Genomic DNA, 22340 nt, shown 5'->3' on the forward strand with positions numbered 1-22340 from the left:
TCACCCGGCATAACCATTTCCACACCCTCTTTCAGGGAGATGGCACCGGTCACGTCGGTGGTACGGAAGTAGAACTGCGGGCGGTAGTTCGCGAAGAACGGGGTATGACGACCACCCTCTTCTTTGCTCAGCACGTACACCGAAGCTTCGAACTTGGTGTGCGGGGTGATGCTGCCCGGCTTGGCCAGAACCTGACCACGCTCTACATCTTCACGCTTGGTGCCGCGCAGCAGCACGCCCACGTTGTCGCCGGCCTGACCCTGGTCCAGCAGCTTGCGGAACATTTCCACGCCGGTGCAGGTGGTCTTGGCGGTAGCCTTCAGGCCCACGATTTCCAGCTCTTCACCGACCTTGACGATACCGCGCTCTACGCGACCGGTTACTACGGTGCCGCGACCCGAGATCGAGAACACGTCTTCGATCGGCAGCAGGAACGGCTTGTCAACAGCACGCTCCGGGGTCGGGATGTAGCTGTCCAGAGCGTCGGCCAGGCGGAAGATCGCCGGCTCGCCGTATTCGGACTGGTCGCCTTCCAGCGCCAGACGAGCAGAACCCACGATGATCGGGGTGTCGTCGCCCGGGAAGTCGTACGACGACAGCAGGTCGCGCACTTCCATTTCCACCAGTTCCAGCAGTTCAGCGTCGTCCACCAGGTCAGCCTTGTTCAGGAAGACGATGATGTACGGAACGCCTACCTGACGGGACAGCAGGATGTGTTCGCGGGTCTGCGGCATCGGACCGTCAGCGGCCGAGCACACCAGGATCGCGCCGTCCATCTGCGCAGCGCCAGTGATCATGTTCTTCACATAGTCGGCGTGGCCCGGGCAGTCTACGTGTGCGTAGTGACGGCTTTCGGTTTCGTATTCAACGTGCGCGGTATTAATAGTAATACCACGAGCCTTTTCTTCCGGCGCGCTGTCGATCTGGTCGTAGCCCTTGGCTTCGCCACCGAACTTCTTCGACAGAATGGTGGTGATCGCTGCAGTCAGAGTGGTCTTACCATGGTCCACGTGACCGATGGTGCCAACGTTTACGTGCGGTTTTGTCCGCTCGAACTTTTCCTTAGCCATGGCAAATTTCCCTGAATCTGAAAACCAAAGTTAAGCTATGGTGCCCATGGGCAGAATTGAACTGCCGACCTCTCCCTTACCAAGGGAGTGCTCTACCCCTGAGCTACATGGGCCCTAAACTGATACTACGTTTGGAGCGGGTGAAGGGAATCGAACCCTCGTCGTAAGCTTGGAAGGCTTCTGCTCTACCATTGAGCTACACCCGCCTCTCACGATCCGGGCGACCTAACATGCCGCCCAAACGCTATAGTAATCTGGTGGAGGGAGAAGGATTCGAACCTTCGAAGGCAGAGCCGTCAGATTTACAGTCTGATCCCTTTGACCGCTCGGGAATCCCTCCTGAAGAGACCCGAATAATATAGATCACCCTTTTAGCCGTCAACAGCTTTTTTGACGAAATTTGCAGTTTTTTTCGCATCAAAACGGACAACGCCCCGGCGCAGTTTCCTTTCGCCGGGGCGTTGCATTTTAAATCAATTACTTAGTCAAATTAACAGCGGATCATGCCTTGCCGGTGATGACCAAATATTTCTGCATCAGCTGCTCTTGGGTCTCCGAATTGTTCGGATCGAGCGGGATGCAGTCGACCGGACAGACCTGCTGGCACTGCGGCTCATCGTAGTGGCCGACGCACTGGGTACAGAGGTTCGGGTCGATCTCGTAGATTTCCTCACCTTGCGAGATGGCATTGTTCGGGCATTCCGGTTCGCAGACGTCGCAGTTGATGCATTCGTCGGTGATCATCAAAGACATAGTAATTTCCTCAAGTATTCAATGGGGCAAATTCTGTCACCCCACCCCCGGGGCTGCAAGCATTCCCCGCTATATGGTTAGATCGGCCCGGTATCGACCACGACGCGCAGTAGCGCATAGTGCACCACACCGGCCTTGCCCTGTCGCTCGACCTGCCAACCGGACAGATCCGGCAACGAACGCCCTTCTATATAGAGATACCCCCCTTCAGCCAACCTCGGCCGCGCCAGCGGCAGCAGCACCGGCAGCAGGTCAGCATCGAACGGAGGATCGAGCAGGATCACGTCAAAGCGGTCGCGGCAGCTCTTCAGGTACATCAGCGCATCCATCGCGACCACCTCGATCTCATCAGCGCCCAATTCCAGGCGGTTGGCCTTTAGCGCCATCAACGGCGCCTTGCCCTTTTCCACCATTACCACGCGTCGTGCGCCGCGCGATGCCGCCTCGAAGCCTAGCGCGCCGCTGCCGGCGAACAGGTCGAGACAGCTGAGACCATCGAGCTCCTGGCCGAGCCAGTTGAACAGCGTTTCACGCACCCGATCCGGTGTCGGCCGCAGGCCGTCGGCATCGGGGAAGGACAACAGGCGGCGCCGGTAGCGACCGGCGATGATGCGCACCCGGTTACGGTTGGCCGTCATGGCGGTCCTTTGCAAAAAGCGCAGAGTTTACCCCGATTGTCGGACGCCTGGCTTGATCAGCCTCGCATCAGGGCGTAGCTGTTGCGCCGATGACAACCGTGGACAGCGCGTTGGGACTGACACGACGACGCCAGGCATCGCGCACCTGGTCGGCGGTCAGCGCTGCAACGTCGCGCGGGTAGCGCTCGAGATAGTCGAGCGGCAGCCGGTAGGCGCCGATCATGGACAACAGGCCCAGCAGCTTGCGGTTGCTGTCGAAGCGCAGCGGAAAACCGCCGATGATATTGGCCTTGGCCTGGGCGAGCTCCACCTCGGTCGGCCCCTCGTCGATGAAACGCGCCAGCGTACTGTGGACCACCTGCAGCGCTTGATCGGCCTGGTCCTTGCGGGTCGACAGCGCGATCGTGAACGGACCGGCCTGTTCCATTGGCAGCAGCTGGCTCGACACTCTGTAGGTCAGCCCGCGTTTAACGCGCAGCTCCTTCACCAGTCGGGCATCGAAGCCGCCGCCGCCGAGCACATAGTTGCCGACCATCAACGCATAGTAGTCCGGGTCGCTCCGGGAGATCAGCGGCATGCCGAGGCGGATGTGCGCTTGACTGGCCGAGTTGGTCTGCCGCACAACACCAGGTGTGACCGGTGGCACCGCCGGAATCGCCACCAGCGCTGGCCCCTCATTCCGCAAGCCGGTCAATAGCCGCTCGGCCAGGCGTTCTGCACCGGGCCGGCCGATGTCGCCGACGATGGACACCACTGCATAACGCGGCTGGTAGTGGGTGTGCCAGAACGCCAGGAGATCCTGCCGCTGGATCGCGGCAATCCCTTGGGCACTGAGCCTGTCTTCATTGCCGTAGGGATGTTCTGGGTAGAGCCGGCGGCCGATCGCACGATCGGCGACAAAGCCCGGATTGCTCTCGCGCTGTTTCAGGCCATCGATGGCGCGGCGCTTCTCACGTTCCAGCACTACGGAAGGGAAAGTGGGCTTGGCGATAATATCGGCAAGCAGTGCCAGCGCGGGCTCGCGCACTGCAGGGCGGGACAGGGTGCGCAGCGTCAGGCTGGCACGCTCCGTATCGGCCCCACCGTCAATGGAAACCGCCAAGTCCGCAAGCGTGGCGCGGATCTCCTCCTCGTCCCGGCCGACGCTGCCGTTGTCGAGCAGGCTGGCGGTCAGGTCGGCCACGCCAGGCCTGTTGTCGCGGCGGGTGCCCGCATCGAAGTCGACGCGCACGTCGAGAATCGGATTCTCGTGCGTTTCGACGAAGTACACCCGCGCCCCGTTGGCCTGCTGCCAGTACTGGATCACGACCGCCTGCGCGAGACCGCTGAACAACAGCACCGCCAGCGCGAGCACGTAACGCTTAACGGACATGGTTACCCCCTTGCAGCAACTCAGCCTGCGCGGGCGGCTTGCCCTTGGCCTGCAACGGCTGCAGCGCCACCACGGTCAGATTATCGTCGATCAGGCTTTGGGCCGCCGCGCTCACATCGTCCGAACCGACCCGAAGCAGCCGCTCACTCATCGCATTCTCGTCACGCCAGGAGAAACCCTGGCTTTCGAGCCTACCGATCTGCATCGCCTGTTGCTGCATTGAGTCCCGCTGATAGATCCGGCTGGCCTCGATCTGATGGCGCACTCGTTCCAGCTCGGCCTCGCCGACGCCGTCTCGGGCGATGCGGGTAAGCTCGCGGCGGATTCCCTGCTCCACTTCGGCTACGCCGTGGCCTGTGGCAGGCATCGCCATGATGGTAAATAAGCCGTCGTCGCGACCGAACAGCTCATAGTCGGTCCTGATGCTGGTGACAATGCGGGCCTTGCGCACCAAGTTGCGCGGCAACCGTGCGGCATCCTGCCCTGCCAACAGCGCAGAAAGTATATATAAGGAATATGGGGGACGATCGTCGATTTTCTGCAGGCGTGGAACCTTCCACCCCATCAACAAGTAGGGCAGTTCCGATGGCACTTTGACGGTGATGCGGCGGATGCCGAGCTGCGTCGGCTCCAGCTGCGGCCGACGCTCGGGCAATACTTGCGCAACATAGCCACCGAAGCGCTGCTTAGCTTCGGCGATTACCGTCTGCGGGTCGACGTCACCGACCACCACCAGCGTGGTATTGTTTGGTACGTACCACTGCCGATACCACTGGCGCAGGTCGCCCGGCTGCATGTGCCGGATATCGTCCATCCATCCGATCACCGGCGTCCGGCTCGGGCTGACGACGAATGCGCTGGCGTAGAGGCTCTCGTACAGCACGGCGCTGGGCTGGTCATCGACCCGCCAGCGCCTCTCTTCCCTGACCACCTCAAGCTCACTCTTGAACGCGTCGTCCTTGAAATCGAGATGACGCATCCGGTCGGCCTCGAGCTGCAGTGCCAACGGCAGGCTGGCTGCAGCCAGCAGTTGGTAATAGACGGTGTAAGCACGGCTGGTAAAGGCATTGTCCTGCCCGCCAGCGGCAGCGATGCGACGCGAGAACTCGCCGGCTGGGACGGTCGGTGTGCCCTTGAACATCATGTGCTCGAGCAGATGTGACAACCCGGTACGGCCGTTGACTTCATCGATGCTGCCGACCCGATACCACAGTTGCGATACGGCCACCGGCGCCCGAGCATCGCGCTTGACGACGACCTTGAGACCGTTGTCCAGCGTGGCTTCGACCGGCTCGTCGGCCATGGTCTGCAGCGGGACGAGGGCCAGCACGGCAACCGCGGTCAGGCGTTGCATGAGCGAGGAGCGCGGCATGATGTCCATCCTGATCCTGTTTTGACGTTACAATCCGGGTATTTCCGACGAGTCGTGTTGACCTTAGCGAGTCATGTTTAGCTTTTTCAAGAAGAAGTCCCCGCCGCCGGTACAGCCGGCTACCGAGACCCCACCAGCCGCCACCGAGCAGACTGCTGCGGTTGGCGTCACTCCCGAACCAACCGTCCCGGCTGTCGAGTCTCCGGCCGTTAGCGATGCGGCCCCGGTCAGCTCGCAGGCCACCATATCGTCCGCGCGGGATGAGGAGGCGCTCGAGCACCTACCCGAGCCGACCAAGAAACTCAGCTGGACCGAACGGCTGAAGGCCGGTCTCTCCAAGACCCGCGACAAGCTCGGCAAGTCACTTGCCGGCGTGTTCGGCGGCGGCAAGATCGACGAAGACCTGTACGAAGAGCTGGAAACGGTGCTGCTGACCGCCGATATGGGCGTCGATGCCACGATGCACCTGCTCAAGGACGTGCGCAACCGCGTGTCGCTGAAGGGGCTGAAGGACGGCAGCGAACTGAAGGGCGCGCTGAAGGACTCTCTGGCCGAACTGATCGGCCCGCTGGAGAAGCCGCTCGACGCGACCGGCCACAAACCTTATGTCATTATGATGGCTGGCGTGAACGGTGCCGGCAAGACCACTTCGATCGGCAAGCTGGCCAAGTACTTCCAGTCGCAGGGCAAGTCTGTGCTGCTGGCGGCCGGCGACACCTTCCGTGCTGCGGCGCGCGAGCAGCTGGTCGCCTGGGGCGAGCGCAACAACGTCACCGTGATCACCCAGCAGGGTGGCGATGCAGCGGCTGTCTGCTACGACGCGATCAAGGCAGCGGAAGCGCGCGGCATCGATATCGTGCTGGCCGACACAGCCGGCCGTTTGCCGACCCAGCTGCACCTGATGGAAGAGATCAAGAAGGTGAAGCGGGTAATCCAGAAAGCGTTGCCGGAGGCCCCGCACGAGATCGTGTTGGTGCTCGACGCCAATATCGGCCAGAACGCGCTGAACCAGGTGAAGGTATTCGACGAGGCGCTCGGCCTGACCGGCCTGATCCTGACCAAGCTTGACGGCACCGCCAAGGGTGGCGTGATCGCGGCGATCGCCAAGCAGCGGCCGATTCCACTACGTTTCATCGGCGTCGGCGAGACCATTGACGACCTGCGCCCGTTCAACGCGCGCGACTATGTCAACGCGCTGATCGACTGATTACACAATCACAATTGTTCAGCAACGGCGGGGTAGTACCCGCTGTCCTGCAAGGGGAACTGCCTCGCATGATCCAGTTCGACCAGGTCACCAAGCGTTACTCGGGCGGCGTCGAAGCACTGAAGAATCTCAGTTTTTCAATCGACTCCGGCGAGATGGTATTTCTCGCCGGCCATTCCGGTGCCGGCAAGTCGACGCTGTTGAAGCTGATCTCCGGCCTCGAGCGCGCCACCAGCGGCAGCGTGATGGTCAGCGGCCATAATCTGTCCAAGCTGCGCGGCAGCCAGTTGCCATTCGTGAGACAGCATATCGGTGTGGTGTTCCAAGACCACAAGATCCTGTTCGACCGCAATGTGTTCGACAATGTGATGTTGCCACTCGACATCATCGGCTTCGACCGCCGCGAGGCGGCTCGCCGGGTGCGCGCGGCGCTCGACAAGGTCGGCCTGCTGGGCAAGGAAAAGGTCATGCCGATCCGGTTGTCCGGCGGAGAGCAGCAACGCCTGTGCATCGCCCGCGCGGTGGTGCACAGACCCGCGATCCTGATCGCCGACGAGCCGTCGGCTAATCTCGACCGCGCCTACGCGCTCGACATCATGGAATTGTTCAAGTCGTTCCACCAGGTCGGCGTCACCGTGCTGATCTCGGCGCACGACGAGACGCTGATGGAAGACTACGGCCGCCGCATCCTGCGTCTGAAGGAAGGACAGTTCACCGCATGAAACACTATCTGTTCCTGCACTGGCAGAGCGCACGCACCGCGCTCGCAAAGATCCTGCGCCAACCGGTCGGTTCGCTGCTGTCCTTGGCGATGCTATCGATAGCGATGGCATTGCCCTTGTCGCTGTACCTGACGGTGATGAGTATTCAGGATTGGGTCGGGAAACTGACACAGACGCCGCAGATCACGCTGTTCATGGAACAAAGCGCCGAGACGGCGGATATCGCCGCAGTCAGCAGCGCACTGAAGACCCATCCGCGAGTGAAAGGCTACACCTTCATCAGCAAGAAGCAGGCGCTCACCGATTTGGAGAAGCGCAACGGGCTAAACGGCCTGACCGAGGGGCTGGACGGCAACCCGCTGCCCGATGCCTTCGTGGTCACCCCGGCCTCGCTGGAGCCGAAGCAGCTGGAGCTGCTGCAGAAGGAGCTGTCCGGCCTGCCGATGGTCGAGGAGGCGCAGTTCGACGCCAGCTGGGCCAAGCGACTGTACGGCATGGTCGACCTGGGCAAGCACCTGACCGTGTTCCTGGCGCTGGCGTTGAGCGTGGCGCTGGTCCTGATCACCCACAACACCATCCGGATGCAGATTCTGGCACGACGCGACGAGATCGAGGTGTCGAAGCTGATCGGCGCCACCGACAGTTTCATCCGACGACCGTTCCTGTACCACGCGCTGTGGCAGGGCCTGCTGGCGGGCCTAGTGGCATGGGGACTGACCGCCTGGCTGATCGCCGTCGCCAACCCCGCGATCGCCGAATTCGCCCAGCTCTACAACGAGCGGGTGGAACTTCGCGGTCTCTCCCCACTCGAACTGGCTTTGGTATTGGGCTGCGCGGTATTGCTCGCGACGCTCGGAGCTCGACTGGCTGCAGATCATCATCTGCGCCGCGTCAGCGCCAACTAGCCGGAACATGATTTAAACAGGCTATTGATATCATTGAAAAATTCCAATGGCGACCGGGCCGACGCCGTTTGGCACTCTCGATCATCGAGTGCTAAGATAGGGTCCATGCTCAAGGAGGAAAGCCAACCTATGACAGCTACTTTCGCCCTGCCCGTTCCTTCGTCCAACGGTAGTCTGGAACAGTACATCCAGACGGTGAACACCATTCCGATGCTGACGCCCGAAGAGGAAACCGAGCTGGCGACCCGCTTCCACCGCTCCGACGATCTGGAAGCGGCGAAAAAGCTCGTGCTGTCCCATCTGCGCGTGGTGGTATCGATTGCCCGCGGCTACGCCGGTTACGGTCTGCCGCAAGCGGACCTGATTCAGGAAGGCAACATCGGCCTGATGAAGGCGGTGAAACGCTTCGAGCCGACCCGCGGCGTGCGTCTGTTCTCGTTTGCCGTGCACTGGATCAAGGCCGAGATCCACGAATTCATCCTGCGCAACTGGCGTCTGGTGCGCGTGGCGACCACCAAGCCGCAGCGCAAGCTGTTCTTCAATCTGCGCAGCATGAAGAAGGGTTTCGCCGCGCTGACCGATAAGGAAGCGCAGCAGATCGCTGACGATCTGGGTGTGAAGCGCGAAGAAGTACTGGAAATGGAAACCCGCCTGACCGGTCAGGACATCGGTCTGGTGGCCGAGAACGACGACGACGAGGCCTTCGCGCCGATCGACTGGCTGGCCGACCACGACCACGAGCCGACCCGTCAGCTGGAAAAGCGCGCGTTCGACCGCCTGCAGAGCGACGGCCTGCGCGAGGCGCTCGAAGCGCTCGATCCGCGCAGCCGCCGCATCATTGAGGCGCGCTGGCTGGCCGACGACAGCGGCGCGACGTTGCACGAGCTGGCCGCCGAGTTCGGCGTGTCGGCCGAGCGGATTCGTCAGATCGAGGCAAAGGCGCTGACCAAGATGAAGGCAACGCTCGCCGCCGAAGTGGCCTGAGCGACTCGGCCAACGTCACCCAAGCAAAACAGCCCGCATCTGCGGGCTGTTTGTTTTTGGCGAAACCGGCCACAGGAGTGGCCGGGGCTAATGCTTACTCGTCGTCGCCATCGCTGACCTTCTTGTAGCGTGCCGGCAGCCGGTCGTAGCCCACCTGAGCGACGCGACGAAGCCCGTTGTACTGCGGCTGATCCTCCGGCAGGTCGTCGAGGAAGCTCTGCGCGTAGGTCGGGAACGACGCCAGCGCCTGGCTGAGCGTCTCCTCGGCGCGGCGCTCCTCGCCGGCCAGCGCCTCGAGCTTGGCCTTCTTCAACAGCACGTCCGGGTACGGACGCGACGCTGCCAGCAGGTTCACCCAGCGGCGCTTCTGCACCAGATTGTCCGGCGTGGCGTCGAGGTAGTTGTCGAGCGTGTTGAGCGCATGGAAGGCATACAGCGGCTCGTGCTCGACGATGGCGGCCAGACGGGCGACGCGCGGCGCGTCGCGCTTGGCGTTGTCGAACGGCGTGTACAGCCCGACCAGCTCCCAGTAGCGCTGATAGCCTTGTACGGCCAGCACGGTCAGCGCCACTGCCATGACGGCGCTGATGAGCGGTACCAGCCAGCCGCGTCGCAGCTCCCCTTCCGGCTGCGGAGCCAGCGCCACCGCTATGACCAGCACCGCCAAGAAGTACAGGTACCAGAGCGGATATTCAAGCATGCTATGCAGCATCGTCACCGCCAGCATTGCCAGCGGCAGCGCGCCCTCCGGACGAGCCTTGCGGCCGAAGTAAGGCCAGATCGCCCAGACGAAGCCGCCGAGCGACGCCAGTGTACCGACCACACCCACTTCGGCCATCAGCTGCAGCACCAGATTATGCGCGTTGGTGAACAGGCCGCTGTTGAACGCCGCATCGGCGAACTCCGGGCGCATCTGCAGCAGCACGCTCTGCGTGCCGAACTGCGACCAGCCGGTGCCGAACCACGGCTGCGCCTGGAACACGATCCAGGCCTTATGCCACTCGACGAAGCGGCGCGCGCCCATATCGTCGCTGTTGGCGGCGAGGCGTTCGACCCCGCTCGCCACTTCGACGTGACTATGGGTGAACAGCGACATCAGATGGTTGGCGAGCGGCACCAGGAACTGGCCGGCGAGGATCGCCACCGCCACGCCGGTGAAGGCGAGACCGAGACGGCGCGACGCCGTTTCGCGCACGCGCCAGTGCCACAGCCAGCCGATCACCACCATTGCAACCGCGTACAGGAGCACGGTGCGCGAGGCGGCCCAGCCCATCGACAGCGCCAGCCACAGCACGATCAGCGTCGCCAGCCAGATCTTCAGGCGGCGCTCGCAGGCGAGATACGCCGTCGCGAGCGCGCCCCACGCCAGGTAGTGCGCGTACTGGTTGCGCTGGCCGATATGACCGAACACATTGGTGGTCGGATGACTAGAGTCGTAGAACAGCACCCCGCCCATCTTCACGGCGAGCCCCGTCACCTGACAGAAACCGATCAGCGACTGCGCCAGCGCCCCGAACAACAGGCCCCAGGCCAGCCAGGCGGTGACCGAGACGCTGCCGCGGCGCTCGCGCAGCGCCACGGTGACGTAGCCGAGTAGCGCCAGGGCGACAAAGCACAACGACGTTGCCCAGTTCATGCCGGGAAACAGGATGTCGACGAACCACGGCTGCACCGCCCAGACGGCGGCCAACCCCAGCATCCAGACGCTGACGCGCGGCAGGCGGGCCGGCAGTGCGCCACCGGGCAGCAGGAACAGCCAGGCCGCGAGGGCGAGCCATACCACGACCGCCTCGCCGAACCATTGCGGCAGCGGTACATAGTGGAGGCGCGACAGGAACGGCAGCGCGGCGATCAGACACCAGCTGGTCAACGCCAGCGGGGTGGCAACTCGTTGAATGGACATGACGAAGAACGGATGCGAAGCAAAGTGCGAAGGATACCGCAAGCCGGCCGCAACACGAACTGCGTCGCCGCCTGCTAGTGGCATTACAGTCCGAGATGCACTACGCCCGCCGACATCCCATCAGGCCCGTGGCACTCGCCGCCCTATCCCACCCAGTTGAGGCCAGGTGGTACGGTAGAGCAAAGCGCCGGGAGAGGTGCGCGCGGCGCTAAGAACCTGTTCACGATCCGCTGCACTCGGGTGATCCTGCGTTGAAATGACGCTCAACATGCTCATGTACTCCATGTACATTCCGCTTTTTCACATCATTTCGCCTTGGCTGACCCTTCGTTCATGAGATCGTGAACAGGTTCTTAGCCGCGGCAATTGGCAGGCAGGTAATTGAGCGGGGCGGCGTTCGCTCCCTTGTCGTCGCGGCCAGGCTGGCATTTCCAGCTCACCTGCCCCTTGTCGTCGATCGCCACGGCCAGCGAAAACTGGTTGGTCTTATCCTGGATGCCGGGACCGACGGCGTCGCTCAGCGTGACCACGATGGTGCCGTGGCTGGCATCGGCACCCTTGGCGTAGTCGATGCCGTTCACATAGGTAGAGCTCACCCGCGACAAGCCCGCCGCTTCCTTGTTGTCCGGCATCTTGTTGTTGGTGACTGCGTACTCGGCCACCGCCGTGCGCGCCACGCTCAGCGCCTGCAGCGCCTCGGTCACCTTCGCCCGGGCGATGTGCTCCTGGTACAGGGGGATGGCGATCGACGCCAGGATGCCCACGATCGCAATGACGATCATCAGCTCGATCAGGGTGAAACCCTGCTGCAAGGATCTTCTAGCCACAGAGATGGCCTCCAGAGAACGATGGGGAATCGGTGAGCCCGCTACGGTAAGGCGCCGCCCCAATTTATGTCAAAGTCATTTTTATTTGCCAAAGCCATCATGTGCCGGCAAGAGGCCGGCCCCGGGACGCCGACGATTGCGCGGTGGCGCCGGTACACGTGTCACAATGGCGCGACTTATCGAAGCGCAAGGATACCCTCATGTCGCACAACCAGGACTGGCTCGCCCGCAGCCGCGCTGCGGTCTGGCACCCCTGCACCCAGATGAAGCGTCACGAGACGCTGCCGTTGATCCCGATCGCTTCGGCCGACGGGATGTATCTGACCGACTTCGACGGCAATCGTTACCTCGACGGGGTCAGCTCATGGTGGGTGAACCTGTTCGGTCACGGCCACCCGGCGATCAAGCAGGCCATCAAGCACCAGCTCGATTCGCTCGAGCATGTCATGCTGGCCGGCTTCACCCATAAACCGGTGGTCGAGCTGTCGGAACGGTTGGGCCGGCTGTCCGGCCTCGGCCACGCCTTCTATGGCTCGGACGGCGCCTCGGCGACCGAGATCGCACTGAAGATGAGCTTCCACTACTGGCAGAACGTCGGCGAGCCTGGAAAGCGCCGCTTCGTCAGCCTGGAAGGCAGCTACCATGGCGAGACGGTCGGCGCGCTGGCCGTCACCGATGTGCCGCTGTTCTCCGACACCTATGCGCCGCTCTTGAAGACCGGGCTGCGCGTACCGAGCCCGGACGCCCGCCATGCGGCCGGGGGAGAGAGCGCTGCCGACGTGGCGCGCCGCGCTGCCGCTGCGCTGGAAAACCTGCTCGCCAAGCACCACGGCGAGATTGCCGCGCTGATCGTCGAGCCGCTGGTGCAGGGCGCTGCCGGCATGGTGATGTACGATCCGCAGTATCTGACACTGGCACGCGAACTGTGCGACCGCTACCAGGTACACCTGATCGCCGACGAGATCGCAGTCGGCTTCGGCCGCACCGGCGCGCTGTTCGCCTGTGAGCAGGCAGGCATCAAGCCCGACTTCCTATGCCTGTCCAAGGGTATCACCGGGGGCTTCCTACCGCTGTCGTGCGTGCTGACCACCGACGATGTCTACGCGGCATTCTACGACGACGACGTGACTCGCGGCTTCCTGCACTCGCACAGCTACACCGGCAACGCGCTCGCCTGCGCCGCGGCGCTCGCCGTGCTGGACCTATTCGAGCAGGAAGACGTCATCTCGGCCAACCGCGACAAGGCCGAGCGCTTTACCACCCTCCTGCAACCGGTCGCCGCCCACCCGGCAGTGCGGCACTTCCGCCATGTCGGGATGATTTGGGCATTCGACGTCGACACCGCGCGTGGCGACTTCGCCCAGGCGTTCTTCGCCGGGATGCTGGCGCGCGGCTGCCTGCTGCGCCCGATCGGCAAGACGGTCTACCTGATGCCGCCGTACATCATCGACGACACCCAGATGCAGCTGCTGACCGAGGCGGTATTGGCCGAACTGGACCGCTTAGCCGGCGGAGACGGCGGCTCGGCGAGCCCGGCACTGCCTTGACTGGCAGGGTGCCATACCGCTGACTAGGATTAAAGCCATAGTCATGCCTACTTAACGACAGGACCGGCGTTGCCCTCCCATTTGCTAACCCTTCCGCCACTGGACCAGACACCGCAGAAGGACGTGACCCGTCCGGAACGGGTCGAGCAGTGGTTGGGCGAGCTGCCCGCCACCCCGGCCTTGACCGGGGCGCTCGCGCTATTGGACGCCATCGCCGCCCTCAACCGCAGCCGGCTGCCCGCCGCCAACCGCCGGGCACTGCTTGGTCTGTTTCAGGGCGCCGTCGAGGCTCGCCGCCCTGCCCTGCTCACCGCCACCCCGTCACGCCAGGCAATTACACTGCAGCTAGCGCTCTATGAGGCACTGTTCACCGGGCACCGGCGCATCCTCACCCAGCAACTCTCCGCCGGCCACCAGCAAGCCGCCCTCGATGCCGCTGGCGCCGGACTGCTGGTCGCGCACCGGCTCTTCGAGCTGGCGGTCCGCCATCACAGCGCGCCACCGCCGGGATTCTGGCAGCGCTGCCATGAGTTGTTCTCGCTGCTGCGACTGCAGGGGTGGGAATTCCTGCCGGGTCAGGAACCGGCCCTCGGCACACTGTACCGCAGGCTGCTGCTGCTCGGCCTCCTGCCGGCAGGTCGCTTGACCGTGGCCCAGTTCGACTGGCTGGTGCCGCAGCTGCTTGAGCACGCCGTCGAACTGGAACTGCGCGATGCCGGCCATGGCAACAGTGCGTACTACCTGATGCTGGATGCTGACGCTCCCCCGCAGTTCCACCACGGCGCACCGACCGGGCCTTGGCTGCGGCTCGGCTTCGGTCTGTTGATCGCCCGTCTGCGCGACCGGCTGCAGGCTCACCGTACAAGCCAGATCGACGGCCTCGACACTCACGAGTTGCTGCGGCTGGTGCTGACCGAATGGACGGTACCCGCCCACCATGCCCCGCAGCGCGAACTGCAACAACAAGCATTGCTGGTCCACAGCGGCCTGGCATCGATCTGGTTCGTGCTGGCTGGCCAACGTTGGCCGAGCGCCCCGGCCGATCCGCCGTCGCCGCAGCCTGCGGTCGTCATGATCGAGCAGAACCACAGCCAGACCGGCTTCACGCTGCACGGCGAGCCGCACGGCCTGGCGCTGCGCGAGGGCGAACTAGTACTGTGTCGCTCGCTGTATGAGGTGGCCACGTGGCAGCTCGGGCTGGTGCGGTGGGCCACCGTCCACCAGGACGGCAGCGTTCTCAATTGCGGGGTGGAACGACTCAGCGCCGACGCCTCGCCGGTGCTGTTGCACTGCGGGCCGGCCAACGCATTCATGCTGGCACTGGAACTGCCGCCATTACCCCTTCACAACCGCCAGCCACAGCTACTGCTACCAGGGCGGCCATTTGTACGGCTGCTCGAATGCCGGTTGCACGACCGCAATGGCGAGAGGCGGCTTAAGTTGTCGCGACTGGCGCAGCAGACCCCCCTCTATCAGCTCGTCGAATTTCTGTCAGACAATATGCGGTGAGGCTGCCCTTTTGCCGGAACGGCGAGCACCGTATACTTTGCGTCAACCTATTTTCCTCGGTTCCACCCCCATGCACTCCGTGATCCACACCGCTTCCCGTCTGGTCGTCAAAGTCGGCTCCAGTCTCGTCACCAACGATGGCAAGGGGCTGGACCGCGTCGCGCTGGCGCGATGGGCAGCCGAAATCGCCGAGCTGAAGCGACGCGGCAAAGAAGTGGTGCTGGTCTCGAGCGGCGCGATCGCCGAGGGTTGCCAGCGGCTGGGCTGGAGCCGCCGGCCCAAGGCAGTGCACGAGTTGCAAGCCGCCGCTGCGGTGGGCCAGATGGGCCTGGCTCAGGCTTATGAGACCGAGTTCCGCGAGCACGGGCTCAAGACTGCGCAAGTGCTACTGACGCACGAAGACCTGGCTGACCGCACCCGCTACCTGAATGCCCGTTCGACGCTGACCGCGCTGCTGGCGCTGAATGTCGTGCCGATCATCAACGAGAACGACACCGTGGTCACCGACGAGATCCGCTTCGGCGACAACGACACGCTCGGCGCCTTGGTCACCAACCTGATCGAGGCCGATGCGCTGGTGATTCTGACCGATCAGCGCGGTCTCTACACCGCCGACCCGCGCAAGAACCCGAACGCCCAGTTCGTGCACGAGGCCGAGGCCGGCGACCCGGCGCTCGAGGAGATGGCCGGCGGCGCAGGCTCCAGCGTCGGCACTGGTGGCATGTACACCAAGATCGTCGCCGCCAAGCGCGCGGCACGCAGCGGCGCCGCCACGGTGATCGCCAGCGGCCGCGAGCAGAACGTGCTGTCGCGCCTCGCCGATGGCGAGGGCATCGGTACCCAGCTGGTCGCGCCGACCACGCGGATGGCAGCGCGCAAGCAATGGCTAGCCGACCACCTGAAGCTAACTGGCCGGTTGGTGCTCGACGCCGGCGCCGCCGTGGCGGTGCGCGAGAAGCACACCAGCCTGCTGCCGATCGGCGTGATCGGCGTCGAAGGCGACTTCCTGCGCGGCGAAGCGGTCGCCTGTGTCGACGAGACCGGCCACGAGGTGGCGCGCGGCCTGGTCAACTACAGCTCGGACGAGGCACGGCTGATCATGAAGAAGCCGACCCGCGCGCTGGAGGAGACGCTCGGCTACCTGGTCGAGCCGGAACTGATCCATCGCGACAATATGGTGACGCTGTAAACTCCGACCGACGACAAGGCAAAAAAGGGCCGCCCAATCGGGCGGCCCTTTTGTCATACGGCCAAGCGTGCCTTAATTGGCGTCGTCCTTCTGTTCGTGCTTCAACTCGATCGCACGCACGATCACATAGGCGATCATCGCGGCGAGGAAGAACAGCAGCAGCACCCAGGCGATACTCTGCAGCGTGTCGATGAAGGTGCGGTAGATCTCCAAGGTCCAGCGCATGCCGTTGAGCTCCAGCGCCGCCGACTCGCGGGTGGCGGTGACGTACTTCTCCAGCTCCCACAACCGCACCCCGCCCTGCACCCCGACCACCACGATGGCGAAGCTCAGGTACTTGCGCCAGGCGTCGGCCAGGTCGCCGCCGATGATGCGTGCAAGGATCTTGTTGACCGCGGAGTCGAAGAAGCGCGCGACGGCGATCGAGGTGAGCAGCGCCACGACCAGCGTGGCGCCCAGCAAGGCATAGAACATGACATCCCTTCGATGGACGATGATGAGCGGTTAGCAGCGATTGTACGCCAAGCGCATCGGCATCGTCAGACATACCGCCGCACTCACTCCTTCACCGGCAGGCCGAAGTGCTGGTAGGCCAGTGCGGTGGCCATGCGGCCGCGCGGGGTGCGCTGCAGCAGGCCCTGCTGGATCAGATAGGGCTCGATCACGTCCTCGATGGTGTCGGTCGACTCGCCGATCGCCGCGCCGACGTTGTCGAGGCCGACCGGGCCGCCACCGAACTTGTCGAGGATGGCCGACAGCAGTTTGCGGTCCATCACGTCGAGGCCGGCATGGTCGACGTCGAGCATCGCCAGCGCCGCGTCGGCCACCTCGCGCGTTACCACGCCGTCCGACTTCACCTCGGCGTAGTCGCGCACCCGGCGCAGCAGTCGGTTGGCAATGCGCGGCGTGCCGCGCGAGCGCTTGGCGACCTCGAGCGCACCGTCTTCGGCCAAGGTCACGTTGAGCAGGCCGGCCGAGCGGCTGACGATACGGGTCAACTCCTCGGCGGTGTAGAACTCCAGCCGCGCGACGATGCCGAAGCGATCGCGCAGCGGGTTGGTCAGCATGCCGGCGCGAGTGGTGGCGCCGACCAGGGTGAACGGCGGCAGGTCGATCTTCACCGAGCGCGCTGCCGGCCCCTCGCCGATCATGATGTCGATCTGGTAGTCCTCCAGCGCTGGATAGAGGATTTCCTCCACCACCGGGCTGAGACGGTGGATCTCGTCGATGAACAGCACGTCGTGCGGCTCGAGATTGGTCAGCAGCGCCGCCAGGTCACCGGCGCGCTCCAGCACTGGGCCGGAAGTCTGGCGCAGGTTGACGCCCATCTCGCGCGCGACGATGTGAGCCAGCGTGGTCTTGCCCAAGCCCGGCGGGCCGAACAGCAGCACGTGGTCGAGTGCCTCGCCGCGCTTCTTCGCCGCCTCGATGAAGATCTCCAGTTGCTCGCGCGCCTTCTTCTGGCCGACGTAATCGTCTAGCGCCTTGGGGCGCAACGCGCGCTCCAGTGCCTCTTCTTGCGCTGACAGGCTTTGCTGGGTGACGATGCGCCGCTCCGGGGCACCGCCGATGAGGTTGTCGGTTTCGATCATCGTGTCAGGCCTGAATGAATATGGGCCGATCTTACCATTGCGCTATACTCGTTGCCGGCCGATTCGGCCACCAGTACGTCTTCAGGGCGGGGTGAAATTCCCCACCGGCGGTATGCTCGACAGAGCGAGCCCGCGAGCGCCTATCGAGCGATAGGGTCAGCAGATCCGGTGAAAGTCCGGGGCCGACGGTCACAGTCCGGATGAAAGAAGATGGCAGCCGCTGCCTCCCGTGCGGGAGGGTGGCGCGTGCGCGCTCGGCCGAAAGGCTTGGCGCTGTGCGTCCGTCCCCGCCGTTCTTGCACGCCCTGGAACGTGTTTCTCACTGTTTGACGAGGACCGTTTCCATGCATACCGATAGCCTTTCCGACAAAATTCACGCCGCGCTTGACGCCTTGCGTGCCGGCCGCCCGGTCATCCTGCTCGATGACGACGACCGCGAAAACGAGGGCGACCTGATCGTCGCCGCCGAACGGCTTACCCCTGCCATGATGGCGCAGTTGATCCGCGACGGCAGCGGCATCGTCTGCCTGTGCCTGACGCCGGAGCACGCCGATAGGCTGCAACTAGCGCCGATGGTGGCCGACAACCAGAGCCGCTTTGCCACCGCCTTCACCGTGTCGATCGAGGCGCGCCGCGGCGTCACCACCGGCGTGTCGGCCGCCGACCGGGTCACCACCATCCGCGCTGCGCTGGCGCCTGATGCCCAGCCCGACGATCTGGCCCGTCCCGGTCACGTGTTCCCGCTACGCGCCCGCCCTGGTGGCGTGCTGGAACGGCGCGGCCACACCGAGGGCAGCGTCGATCTGGCGCGCCTAGCGGGCCTCTCCCCGGCCGGGGTGCTGTGCGAGCTGATGAATCCGGACGGCACGATGATGGTCGGCGACCAGATCGACGCCTACGCCGCCCGACACCAGTTGCCGGTGCTGACCATCGATGAGCTGGTCGCGTGGCGCGAGCGGCAGGCCGAATGGTTGGCCGAAGCGCTGCCAGCCTAAGCCGGCAAAACAGAACAGGGAGCCGTGGCTCCCTGTTTTTCATGACGAGAACGGGCTCACTGCCCGCCGCGGCTTCGGCCAAGTTTCAGCCGTACCAGCGGCGAGCGGTTGTTGCCGTCGTTCGGGATCACCACCTCGAACAGTCCGACCGCCTTGATCAGGCTGGAGAGTTTGGCGTAGCCGTAGTTACGCGAGTCGAAGTCGGGCAGGCGCTTGGTGATCAGGCTGCCGACGCCGCCAAGCTGCGCCCAGCCCTCCTCGTCCGACGCGGTTTGCACCGCTTCGCGCAGCGCCGCCTTCAACTGCCGGTCGATCGGCAGCTTCAGCCGTTGCAGATGGTCGGTAACCGGCTCGTCGCCTTCGCGCTCGTCCTCCTCGTCCTCCTCATCGCCCTCGAGGATCTCCACGTAGACGAACTTGCTGCACGCCTTGACGAAAGCCTCCGGCGCCTTCAACTCACCGAAGCCCCACACATCGCCGCCGTCCTCCCGCAGCCGGGTAGCCAGCCGCGAAAAGTCGCTGTCGCTCGACACCAGACAGAAACTCTCATAGCGCCCGGAGTGCAACAGGTCCATCGCGTCGATCACCATCGCGATGTCCGAGGCGTTCTTGCCCTTGGTGTTCGGGAACTGCTGAATGGGCTGGATCGCCAGCCGCGCGCACAGTTCGCGCCAGGTCTTGTCCTGCCGACTGAAGTCGCCGTAGACGCGCTTGAGCGCCAGCGAACCGAGCTTGGTCGCCTCGGTCAGCACGTTCTCGATCCAGCTCGGCGACACATTGTCCGCGTCGATCAGCACCGCGACGTTGGCCATCGGAATTCCCTCAAGGTTGAATAGGGCCGCGCGCGGCAACTCAGGCCTTTACCAGCCCCTTCAGCGCGAGGCGAATCCCCTCGCTGACACCGACACCAGCCGGCAACATCTTCACCGCCGCCGCCGCCTCCTTCTCGTTGTAACCCAAGGCGAGCAAGGCGTTGGCGACATCGTCGAGCGGCGACGGCTCGGCCACCAGCGGCAGCCCGCCCGGCGTGGCCACCGCACCACCGGTGACCAGCTTGCCGCGCAGTTCCAGCACCAGCCGCTCCGCGGTTTTCTTGCCGATGCCCGGCACAGCCGACAGGCGCTTGATATCCTCAGCGGCGATCGCGATCGCCAGCTCGTCGGCAGACAGCGTCGACAGGATCGCCAACGCGATCTTGGCGCCGATGCCGGTGACCTTGATCAGGGCCCGGAAGGTCTGGCGCTCTTCCTTGCTGGCGAAGCCGAACAAGAGGTGGGCATCCTCGCGCACCACCTGGTGAGTGAACAGCACCACCTTCTCACCGAGCGGCGGCAGCTGGTAGAAGGTGCTCATCGGCACGTCGACTTCGTAGCCAACGCCGCCGACGTCCAGCACCACCTGCGGCGGGAGTTTTTCGATCAGCGAGCCGCTGAGGCGTCCAATCATCGTGAATCCTGACAAGAAAAGGTTGACCGAACGGATCACAACCGCTCGGCGGAAATTCAGGCGAGCCGTCCGCCCTTGATACGCAGCCCCTGGCGCGCCAGCGCGCCAATCGCGCCACCCGAGTGGTTGGCGTGCGCCAACGCCACCGCCAGCGCGTCGGCGGCGTCGGCCTGCGGCGTGCCGGACAGGTTGAGCATGGTCACCACCATGTACTGCACCTGCTCCTTGGGCGCCTTACCGTGGCCGACCACAGACTGCTTGACCTGCAGCGCGGTGTATTCCGCCACCGGCAGGTCGCGCATCACCAGCGCCGACAGGCAGGCGCCCCGCGCCTGGCCGAGCATCAGCGTCGCCGCCGGGTTGACGTTAACGAACACCTGCTCGATCGCCGACTCGGTCGGCCGGTAGGTGGCGATCACGTCGAACAGGCCATCGACCAACACCTTGACCCGCTCGGTCAGCGGCGCACCCTGCGGGGTGCGAATGCAGCCGGAGGCGACGTAATGGCGCTGCTGACCGATCACGTCGATCACGCCGAAACCGGTGATGCGGCTGCCCGGGTCGATGCCGAGGATGCGACGCGCCATCAACGCGCCCAGTGTTGTGCGATCGCGTCAGCCTCGGCCAGCCGCTCAGCAGTGCCGACATCGAGCCATAGACCGGTATGGCGCTCGCCACCGACCCGGCCGTCGGCCATCGCCGCGCGCAGCAGCGGTGCGAGCTTGGCCGGCTGATGAGGCGGCGTGTCGGCGAACAGCGCCGGGTGATAGACGCCGATGCCGGCGAAGGTCAGCGACACTCCATCGGCCGGGTTGGTCGAAAGGCGGCCATCGGCGAGCAAGCCGAAGTCGCCGGCAGGATGATGGGCAGGATTGTCGACCATCACCAGATGCGCGAGAGTGCCGTCGAGGCTCTCGGCCCGTTCGGCGAGGATTGTGAAGTCGACATCGGTCAGCACGTCGCCGTTCACCACCAGGAACGGCGCATCGCCAAGCAGCGGCAGGGCGGTGGCGATGCCGCCGGCGGTCTCCAGCGCCTGTCCTTCGCGCGAGTAGGCGATGCGCACGCCGAAGGCCGCGCCGTCGCCGAGCGCCGCCTCGATTTGCTCACCGAGCCAGGCATGGTTGATCACCAGGTCGGTGATGCCGGCCGCGGCCAGCCGGCGAATGTGCCAGCCGATCAGCGGCAGGCCGCCGACCGGCAGCAAGGGCTTGGGGGTGCGGTCGGTCAGCGGACGCATCCGCTCGCCGCGCCCGGCGGCCAGAATCATCGCCCGCATCAGAAGGTGTACCCGGTCTGCACGTCATCGTCGCCGACCAGCTGGACAAGCAGCTGGTACAGCGGCGCCAGCTCGTTGTAGCGGCGGCAGGTCTTCTTCAGGTAGTCGATAAAGCGTGGAATCTCGCCGCGGTACTTGTCCTTGCCGTCGCGGTGGTACAGGCGAGCGAAGATGCCGGCCACCTTCAAATGACGTTGCACGCCCATCCATTCGAAGTCGCGATAGAACGCGTCGATCTCCGGATTGACCGGCAGGCCGGCGGCGCGCGCCTTCTCCCAGTAGCGCACCACCAGGTCGAGCACGAACTCCTCGTCCCAGCCGATGAAGGCATCGCGCAGTAGCGACACCAGGTCGTAACTGATCGGGCCGTACACCGCATCCTGAAAGTCGAGCACGCCGGGGCGGCCGCGCGTCAGCATCAGGTTGCGCACAATGAAGTCGCGGTGCACAAACACCTTGGGCTGGGCCAGCGCGCGCCCGATCAGCAGCTGGCACATCTGCTCCCACACCTGGCGCTGCGCGAAGGTAAACGGCTTGCCCAGCTCCTTAGCGGCAAACCATTCCGGGAACAGGTTGAGCTCGCGGCTCAGCAGTGCGGCGTCGTACTCGGGCAACGCGTCGGGACGGCTCGCCTGCTGCAGCGTGACCAGCTCGTCGATCGCCTCGAGCAGCAGGTGCTTGGTCACTTCGGGGCGCGGGTCATATTGCAGTGCGGCCAGATAAGTGACGTTACCCAGGTCCTCGAGCAGCATGAACCCCTGCTCCGGATCGTGCGCAACGATCTTCGGCACGTTCAGCATCGCAAACAGCTCGCGAACTCGCGCGTAGGGTCGGGTGTCCATCTTGTCCGGCGGCGCATCCATCGCGATCAGCGTGGAACCGTCCGGGAAAGTGGCGCGGAAATAGCGCCGGAAGTCGGCATCGGCAGCGGCGAACGCCAAGGAAATCATGGTGTTCGGATAAAGGGTGGCCAGCCAGGATTGCAAAGCGAGTTGTCGCGGCATGTGTCTCGAACAAGGTACTGATAGAA

22 protein-coding genes, 3 tRNA genes and 1 riboswitch are annotated in these 22340 nt (G+C 64.3%); of the genes, 8 read left to right on the forward strand and 17 right to left on the reverse strand.

Features of this window, described 5'->3' with window-relative positions:
* From tuf to QU481_RS12455, 8 genes are all read right to left on the reverse strand, one after another.
* Positions 1–1070 (reverse strand): elongation factor Tu (tuf, locus tag QU481_RS12420; RefSeq protein WP_289830338.1); only part of this gene is annotated, 1070 nt, incomplete at its 3' end.
* Positions 1071–1108: 38 nt separating this feature from the next.
* Positions 1109–1183 (reverse strand) — tRNA-Thr (locus QU481_RS12425).
* 19 nt (positions 1184–1202) lie between these two features.
* Positions 1203–1276, reverse strand: a tRNA-Gly gene (locus tag QU481_RS12430).
* Positions 1277–1325: 49 nt separating this feature from the next.
* A tRNA-Tyr gene (locus tag QU481_RS12435) sits at positions 1326–1410 on the reverse strand.
* Positions 1411–1571: 161 nt separating this feature from the next.
* Positions 1572–1823 carry a YfhL family 4Fe-4S dicluster ferredoxin gene (locus tag QU481_RS12440; RefSeq protein WP_289830339.1) on the reverse strand — a complete coding sequence of 84 codons (252 nt, stop codon included), beginning with the start codon at positions 1821–1823 and terminating at the stop codon, positions 1572–1574.
* Between the two features lie 77 nt (positions 1824–1900).
* Positions 1901–2461: a 16S rRNA (guanine(966)-N(2))-methyltransferase RsmD gene (rsmD, locus tag QU481_RS12445; protein WP_289830340.1), complete on the reverse strand. Its 561-nt coding sequence runs from the start codon at positions 2459–2461 to the stop codon at positions 1901–1903.
* A 67-nt stretch (positions 2462–2528) separates the two neighbouring features.
* Positions 2529–3833, reverse strand: a complete 1305-nt coding sequence (locus QU481_RS12450; RefSeq protein WP_289830341.1) for a M16 family metallopeptidase — start codon at positions 3831–3833, stop codon at positions 2529–2531.
* The gene (locus QU481_RS12455; RefSeq protein WP_289830342.1) at positions 3823–5205 is read right to left on the reverse strand and encodes a M16 family metallopeptidase; all 1383 of its coding nucleotides are present in this window, start codon (positions 5203–5205) and stop codon (positions 3823–3825) included. The genes QU481_RS12450 and QU481_RS12455 overlap by 11 nt, the downstream gene beginning before the upstream one ends.
* A 73-nt stretch (positions 5206–5278) precedes the next feature.
* On the opposite strand from QU481_RS12455, the gene ftsY reads away from it, so the two are divergent.
* The 4 genes from ftsY to rpoH all read left to right on the forward strand — a co-directional run bounded on the left by ftsY (position 5279) and on the right by rpoH (position 9023).
* A complete protein-coding gene (gene ftsY / locus QU481_RS12460) occupies positions 5279–6412 on the forward strand; it encodes a signal recognition particle-docking protein FtsY (RefSeq protein WP_289830343.1) in 1134 nt (377 codons plus the stop codon).
* Positions 6413–6480: 68 nt separating this feature from the next.
* Complete coding sequence (gene ftsE / locus QU481_RS12465; RefSeq protein ID WP_289830344.1) at positions 6481–7134, forward strand: cell division ATP-binding protein FtsE; 654 nt, start codon at positions 6481–6483, stop codon at positions 7132–7134.
* Entirely contained in the window at positions 7131–8039 is a 909-nt protein-coding gene (gene ftsX, locus QU481_RS12470) for a permease-like cell division protein FtsX (RefSeq protein ID WP_289830345.1), read from the forward strand. The genes ftsE and ftsX overlap by 4 nt, the downstream gene beginning before the upstream one ends.
* A 129-nt stretch (positions 8040–8168) precedes the next feature.
* A complete protein-coding gene (rpoH, locus tag QU481_RS12475; protein ID WP_289830346.1) occupies positions 8169–9023 on the forward strand; it encodes an RNA polymerase sigma factor RpoH in 855 nt (284 codons plus the stop codon).
* A gap of 94 nt (positions 9024–9117) precedes the next feature.
* Here rpoH and QU481_RS12480 read toward each other — a convergent pair whose 3' ends face one another.
* Together QU481_RS12480 and QU481_RS12485 are read right to left on the reverse strand one after the other, a co-directional pair.
* Positions 9118–10926 (reverse strand): PglL family O-oligosaccharyltransferase, encoded by a 1809-nt coding sequence (locus tag QU481_RS12480; protein ID WP_289830347.1) that lies wholly within the window; start codon positions 10924–10926, stop codon positions 9118–9120.
* Between the two features lie 353 nt (positions 10927–11279).
* Entirely contained in the window at positions 11280–11753 is a 474-nt protein-coding gene (locus tag QU481_RS12485) for a pilin (protein WP_289830348.1), read from the reverse strand.
* 200 nt (positions 11754–11953) lie between these two features.
* Here QU481_RS12485 and QU481_RS12490 point away from each other — a divergent pair, with 200 nt between their 5' ends.
* From QU481_RS12490 to proB, 3 genes are all read left to right on the forward strand, one after another.
* Positions 11954–13300: an adenosylmethionine--8-amino-7-oxononanoate transaminase gene (locus QU481_RS12490; protein WP_289830349.1), complete on the forward strand. Its 1347-nt coding sequence runs from the start codon at positions 11954–11956 to the stop codon at positions 13298–13300.
* A gap of 69 nt (positions 13301–13369) precedes the next feature.
* Positions 13370–14809, forward strand: coding sequence for a cyclic-di-GMP receptor FimW-related protein (locus QU481_RS12495; protein ID WP_289830350.1), 1440 nt, complete (start codon positions 13370–13372; stop codon positions 14807–14809).
* A gap of 70 nt (positions 14810–14879) precedes the next feature.
* Entirely contained in the window at positions 14880–15998 is a 1119-nt protein-coding gene (proB, locus tag QU481_RS12500) for a glutamate 5-kinase (protein ID WP_289830351.1), read from the forward strand.
* Positions 15999–16070: 72 nt separating this feature from the next.
* On the opposite strand, the gene QU481_RS12505 is transcribed toward proB, so the two are convergent.
* Positions 16071–16472 (reverse strand): hypothetical protein, encoded by a 402-nt coding sequence (locus tag QU481_RS12505; protein WP_289830352.1) that lies wholly within the window; start codon positions 16470–16472, stop codon positions 16071–16073.
* 83 nt (positions 16473–16555) lie between these two features.
* Positions 16556–17590: a Holliday junction branch migration DNA helicase RuvB gene (ruvB, locus tag QU481_RS12510; RefSeq protein ID WP_289830353.1), complete on the reverse strand. Its 1035-nt coding sequence runs from the start codon at positions 17588–17590 to the stop codon at positions 16556–16558.
* 73 nt (positions 17591–17663) lie between these two features.
* A riboswitch (FMN riboswitch) is annotated at positions 17664–17806 on the forward strand.
* A 128-nt stretch (positions 17807–17934) separates the two neighbouring features.
* Between ruvB and ribB the strand changes: the two genes are divergently transcribed.
* Complete coding sequence (gene ribB, locus QU481_RS12515; protein ID WP_289830354.1) at positions 17935–18585, forward strand: 3,4-dihydroxy-2-butanone-4-phosphate synthase; 651 nt, start codon at positions 17935–17937, stop codon at positions 18583–18585.
* A gap of 56 nt (positions 18586–18641) precedes the next feature.
* On the opposite strand, the gene QU481_RS12520 is transcribed toward ribB, so the two are convergent.
* From QU481_RS12520 to amgK, 5 genes are read right to left on the reverse strand one after another with little or no spacing between them, the layout of a single operon-like run.
* The gene (locus tag QU481_RS12520; RefSeq protein WP_289830355.1) at positions 18642–19397 is read right to left on the reverse strand and encodes an NYN domain-containing protein; all 756 of its coding nucleotides are present in this window, start codon (positions 19395–19397) and stop codon (positions 18642–18644) included.
* A 40-nt stretch (positions 19398–19437) separates the two neighbouring features.
* Positions 19438–20031, reverse strand: coding sequence for a Holliday junction branch migration protein RuvA (ruvA, locus tag QU481_RS12525; RefSeq protein WP_289830356.1), 594 nt, complete (start codon positions 20029–20031; stop codon positions 19438–19440).
* A gap of 56 nt (positions 20032–20087) precedes the next feature.
* The gene (ruvC, locus tag QU481_RS12530) at positions 20088–20618 is read right to left on the reverse strand and encodes a crossover junction endodeoxyribonuclease RuvC (protein WP_289830357.1); all 531 of its coding nucleotides are present in this window, start codon (positions 20616–20618) and stop codon (positions 20088–20090) included.
* Positions 20618–21310, reverse strand: a complete 693-nt coding sequence (gene murU / locus QU481_RS12535) for an N-acetylmuramate alpha-1-phosphate uridylyltransferase MurU (RefSeq protein WP_289830358.1) — start codon at positions 21308–21310, stop codon at positions 20618–20620. Before murU ends, ruvC begins: the two co-directional genes overlap by 1 nt.
* Entirely contained in the window at positions 21310–22314 is a 1005-nt protein-coding gene (amgK, locus tag QU481_RS12540) for an N-acetylmuramate/N-acetylglucosamine kinase AmgK (RefSeq protein ID WP_289830359.1), read from the reverse strand. Before amgK ends, murU begins: the two co-directional genes overlap by 1 nt.
* Between the last annotated feature and the right edge of the window lie 26 nt (positions 22315–22340).

Origin of the sequence: Crenobacter oryzisoli (assembly GCF_030385785.1) — a bacterium.
Lineage (GTDB): Bacteria > Pseudomonadota > Gammaproteobacteria > Burkholderiales > Chromobacteriaceae > Crenobacter_A > Crenobacter_A oryzisoli.

What these genes read in the sequence shown, in the direction of transcription:
- QU481_RS12520 (WP_289830355.1), bottom strand. Translation starts at nt 19,397, where the DNA reads ATGGCCAACGTCGCGGTGCTGATCGACGCGGACAATGTGTCGCCGAGC.
- ruvA (WP_289830356.1), bottom strand. Translation starts at nt 20,031, where the DNA reads ATGATTGGACGCCTCAGCGGCTCGCTGATCGAAAAACTCCCGCCGCAG.
- proB (WP_289830351.1), top strand. Translation starts at nt 14,880, where the DNA reads ATGCACTCCGTGATCCACACCGCTTCCCGTCTGGTCGTCAAAGTCGGC.
- ftsY (WP_289830343.1), top strand. Translation starts at nt 5,279, where the DNA reads ATGTTTAGCTTTTTCAAGAAGAAGTCCCCGCCGCCGGTACAGCCGGCT.
- QU481_RS12440 (WP_289830339.1), bottom strand. Translation starts at nt 1,823, where the DNA reads ATGTCTTTGATGATCACCGACGAATGCATCAACTGCGACGTCTGCGAA.
- ribB (WP_289830354.1), top strand. Translation starts at nt 17,935, where the DNA reads ATGCATACCGATAGCCTTTCCGACAAAATTCACGCCGCGCTTGACGCC.
- QU481_RS12455 (WP_289830342.1), bottom strand. Translation starts at nt 5,205, where the DNA reads ATGCCGCGCTCCTCGCTCATGCAACGCCTGACCGCGGTTGCCGTGCTG.
- amgK (WP_289830359.1), bottom strand. Translation starts at nt 22,314, where the DNA reads ATGCCGCGACAACTCGCTTTGCAATCCTGGCTGGCCACCCTTTATCCG.
- ftsX (WP_289830345.1), top strand. Translation starts at nt 7,131, where the DNA reads ATGAAACACTATCTGTTCCTGCACTGGCAGAGCGCACGCACCGCGCTC.
- ruvC (WP_289830357.1), bottom strand. Translation starts at nt 20,618, where the DNA reads ATGGCGCGTCGCATCCTCGGCATCGACCCGGGCAGCCGCATCACCGGT.
- ftsE (WP_289830344.1), top strand. Translation starts at nt 6,481, where the DNA reads ATGATCCAGTTCGACCAGGTCACCAAGCGTTACTCGGGCGGCGTCGAA.
- rsmD (WP_289830340.1), bottom strand. Translation starts at nt 2,461, where the DNA reads ATGACGGCCAACCGTAACCGGGTGCGCATCATCGCCGGTCGCTACCGG.
- QU481_RS12490 (WP_289830349.1), top strand. Translation starts at nt 11,954, where the DNA reads ATGTCGCACAACCAGGACTGGCTCGCCCGCAGCCGCGCTGCGGTCTGG.
- rpoH (WP_289830346.1), top strand. Translation starts at nt 8,169, where the DNA reads ATGACAGCTACTTTCGCCCTGCCCGTTCCTTCGTCCAACGGTAGTCTG.
- murU (WP_289830358.1), bottom strand. Translation starts at nt 21,310, where the DNA reads ATGCGGGCGATGATTCTGGCCGCCGGGCGCGGCGAGCGGATGCGTCCG.
- QU481_RS12505 (WP_289830352.1), bottom strand. Translation starts at nt 16,472, where the DNA reads ATGTTCTATGCCTTGCTGGGCGCCACGCTGGTCGTGGCGCTGCTCACC.
- QU481_RS12480 (WP_289830347.1), bottom strand. Translation starts at nt 10,926, where the DNA reads ATGTCCATTCAACGAGTTGCCACCCCGCTGGCGTTGACCAGCTGGTGT.
- ruvB (WP_289830353.1), bottom strand. Translation starts at nt 17,590, where the DNA reads ATGATCGAAACCGACAACCTCATCGGCGGTGCCCCGGAGCGGCGCATC.
- QU481_RS12450 (WP_289830341.1), bottom strand. Translation starts at nt 3,833, where the DNA reads ATGTCCGTTAAGCGTTACGTGCTCGCGCTGGCGGTGCTGTTGTTCAGC.